Below are 3,439 nucleotides of genomic sequence, written 5' to 3'. Positions count from 1 at the left end.
CGCAAATCGCGGCCAAGGAGGACGAAGACCTCCACGCGCGACTCAACGCCCTCGAATCGGACCTCGTCGAGGTAGACGAGAAAATCGAGCACTACGAGTCTCAACGAGACAAAGCTAAATCGGCCCTTGACGCCGCCCAATCGACGCTGGACGAACACGCAGAAAATCGGGAGCGACTCGCCGAAGTCGAATCCGCCATCGAGGACCTCAAATCGAAAGTCGCGGCCGACGAAGCAGAGCGCGACAAACTCACGGAGCGAATCCGGGAACTCGGTGAGGAACTCGACGACCTCGGCGAGGACATCGAAACCGTGCTGGAGCAAACCGCACTCGACGATGCCAGCGAGGAGGCAATCGCCGCCCGTCGGGAGGCGTTCGTCGACCGCGAGTCGGAGATTCGAGACGAACTTTCGGAAGCCCGGACGCGGGCGCAAGGACTCGCCACGCAGGCAGAACGGCTCGAAGAGCGCGCAGACGACCTCGAAACTCGCGCCGAGGAGAAACGCGAGGCCGCCGAAGCGGACGAACAAACGGCCGATGAGGCAGCGAGCGAACTCGAATCGTTCCGCGAGACCAGCGCAGACATCGAAGCCTCGCTCGAAACCATCGAAGCGTCGTTCGCTGACGCGCCCGTCGAACTCGGCGAGGCGGCCGACCTTCTCGACGAACGCCGGAGCGACCTCTCTTCGGCCCGCGAGTCACTTGCCGAAACCGAGACCGAGTTGAAGAACGCCCGCGAACGACTCGCCGAAGCCGAGGAACTCCGCGACGCGGGCAAGTGTCCGGAGTGTGGCCAACCGGTCGATGGCTCCCCCCACGTGGACGCCATCAGCGAACGCGAGGGGGCGGTCGAGAGACTCGAATCCGAGCGAGAGACGCTCGAATCGAAGGTCGAGTCACTGAAAGAAGCGGTCGAAGCGGCTGAGAAACTAGTCGACGCCGAAAGCCGCGCCGACTCCTACACAGACCGGCTCGAACTTGCCGCCGAACGAATCGCCGACCGCGAGGAGACGGTCGAAACTCGACGTGAGGCAGCTACGGAGAAACGTGAAGCCGCAGACGACCTCGAATCGGAGGCCGAAGAAAAGCGCGAGGCGGCGACGAAACAGGCCGAGCGCGCGGCGGAAGTCGAGGAGACGGTCGAGTCCCTCGAATCGGACCTCGAATCGCTCGATGCTCGCCGAGAGCGACTGGACCGCGTTGAATCTCTCGTTGACACGCGAGCGGACACGGTCGATGCCCGCGACCGCCTCCGAGAGAAGCGCGAGACGCTTGCGGACGTAAACCGCGAGCGACGTGAACACCTCCAAGAGCGCCAGAAGCGACGTGACGAACTCCGCGAGACGGTCGACGAAGATGCGGTCAAGAAGGCCAAAACGAGCAAACAGAAGGCCGAAACGTACCTCGAAAAGGTCGAAGACGAAGTGCTCCCAGACTTGCGGGAGCAACGCGACGACCTCCAGAGCCAAATCGGTGGCGTCAACGCCGACCTCGAACGACTCGACGAACTCCGCGAGCGCCGCGAAGAACTCGCTGAGCGCGTGGATGCCCTCGAATCGCTCCACGACGAGGTCTCGACGCTCGAATCGACCTACGGCGACCTCCGGGCGGAACTCCGCCAGCGGAACGTCGAAGTGCTCGAACGGATGCTCAACGAGACGTTCGACCTCGTGTACGCCAACGACGCCTACTCGCGCATCCGACTCGACGGCGAGTACGGCCTGACGGTGTTCCAAAAAGACGGCACGGCGCTCGAACCCGAGCAGTTGTCGGGTGGCGAACGCGCCCTGTTCAACCTCAGCCTGCGATGTGCCATCTATCGGCTTCTCGCCGAGGGTATCGACGGCGCGGCCCCGCTCCCGCCGCTCATTCTCGACGAACCGACCGTCTTCCTCGACACCGGCCACGTCTCACGACTGGTCGACCTCGTCGAGGACATGCAGAACCGCGGCGTCAAGCAGATTCTCATCGTCAGCCACGACGACGAACTTGTCGGCGCGGCCGACGACCTCGTCCGCGTCGAGAAGAACCCGACGACGAACCGCTCGACTGTCGAGCGGACCGACGCCCCGACGCTCGCCAGCGCGCTCGCGGACGACTGAGCGACCTCGTCGTCGTTCTACTCCGTTACTCACTCGTTCGCGCGCAACCGTTCGATTCCCTCTTTCGCGGTATCCGTTACCTCGTAGCCTCGCTCCCCGTAGACCGTGGTCTCTTCGACAAGTCCTGCGATTTTGAACTCGGTCAGGAGACCGTGGAGGTCGCTCTCACAGAGGTCGTACGCGCCGAGTAACTCGACGACTGGAAGCGGCCCGCGGTCCGCAAGGTCGACGAGGAGTCCGAGGCTGCGCTCGGTTGGGACTGCGACGAGGATTCGGCGGACCGGTTCAGGGACGGCGCGGGCGGCGGTTTCGAGCGGTGACTCTCCACTCACGGTTTCGAGTTCGTCGTTTGGAAAATGGCGCTCGTCGCCTGTCTTCGGGTCGCGGACGCGACTGGCGTCGCTGGAGCGCTTGACGAGCAGGTAGCGTCGGCCGTCGGGACCGCGGACGGTTCGCATGAAGGGTCGAAGGTATCGGCGACTGTTAGCGGTTGCGCTTGCTGGGGTCGTCGCTGTTGTCCCCGACTTCACAACTGTCTTCGTCCCCGACTTCACAACTGTCTTCGTCCCCGTCGTCATCGCTCGACCAGTCGCCGCGTTCGAACTTCTTGTGAGTGTAGTAGACGCGAACCAGTGAACCGACGCCTAAGAGGACGAGACCGCCGCCGACCATCGTCTGGCCGCGGAAATAGATGAGCATCGCCCCGACTGCGACGCCCGCAACGCCGATGTTTGCGAGGATAACGCTCGCCCAGAACAGTCGCGCCGCTTCGGGGTCGATGTCAGCGGAGAACTCCGGCATCTCCTCGTCTTCACCGGTCTCTTCAGTCTCCGTGTTGGCGTCTTCACCGGGGATACGGACACGTGGAATGTTCGGGAGGTCCTTCTCGGGATTTCCCCATCGGGCTTCCGGGTCGCCCCACCGCTTTTCGGGGTCGATTCGGGAGGCAACATCTTCCTCAGAACGCTCTGCGTTCTGATGGGCTTCGGCAGACGGCTCTGTCGTCTCCCGAACGTCCTCGCGTCGCTCGTCGTCCGTCACAGTTGTGTCGAGACGCCGTGCCGAGAAAAAAAGCCCGTTTCGGCCGAGTTAGGCGCAGTCGTCGAGGCGCATCGACCGCGTCGCCTCGACCCATGCAAGTGGGTTCTCCGCGTCGTAGAACACCACGCCACCGTCGATATCGTAGGATTCGATCGTCTCGGCGCCTGTCGGACCAACCGGTCCGTTGCCGTCGATCGTGCAGTCTCCCCGTACTGGTGATGCGGGGCCGGTCTTATCGTATGACAGTGTTAACCTTACACCGGTACATGTTTTTCCGTGATTTGCTTATAAGCGCG

Annotated in this window: 4 protein-coding genes; 1 reads left to right on the top strand and 3 read right to left on the bottom strand. The window is 63.1% G+C overall.

The window, feature by feature from the left end; genetic code table 11:
- A partial coding sequence (locus tag QT222_RS04185; protein ID WP_491476405.1) for a DNA double-strand break repair ATPase Rad50 occupies positions 1–2,102 on the top strand: 2,102 nt, incomplete at its 5' end.
- A 29-nt stretch (positions 2,103–2,131) separates the two neighbouring features.
- Here the strand turns inward: QT222_RS04185 and QT222_RS04180 are convergent.
- Genes QT222_RS04180 through QT222_RS04170 form a run of 3 tightly spaced genes read right to left on the bottom strand, consistent with a single transcriptional unit; the run spans position 2,132 to position 3,338 of the window.
- Positions 2,132–2,560, bottom strand: coding sequence for a DUF7346 family protein (locus QT222_RS04180; protein WP_004057406.1), 429 nt, complete (start codon positions 2,558–2,560; stop codon positions 2,132–2,134).
- 25 nt (positions 2,561–2,585) lie between these two features.
- Positions 2,586–3,143 carry a DUF7322 domain-containing protein gene (locus QT222_RS04175; protein ID WP_491476404.1) on the bottom strand — a complete coding sequence of 186 codons (558 nt, stop codon included), beginning with the start codon at positions 3,141–3,143 and terminating at the stop codon, positions 2,586–2,588.
- A 48-nt stretch (positions 3,144–3,191) separates the two neighbouring features.
- The gene (locus tag QT222_RS04170) at positions 3,192–3,338 is read right to left on the bottom strand and encodes a DUF7331 family protein (RefSeq protein WP_491476406.1); all 147 of its coding nucleotides are present in this window, start codon (positions 3,336–3,338) and stop codon (positions 3,192–3,194) included.
- Positions 3,339–3,439 lie beyond the last annotated feature (101 nt).

The organism is Haloferax sp. s1 (assembly GCF_058382125.1).
This window is presented reverse-complemented; position numbering and strand designations above follow the sequence as displayed.

Coding starts and splice junctions, on each gene's coding strand:
- QT222_RS04180 (WP_004057406.1), bottom strand. CDS start 2,560: ATGCGAACCGTCCGCGGTCCCGACGGCCGACGCTACCTGCTCGTCAAG.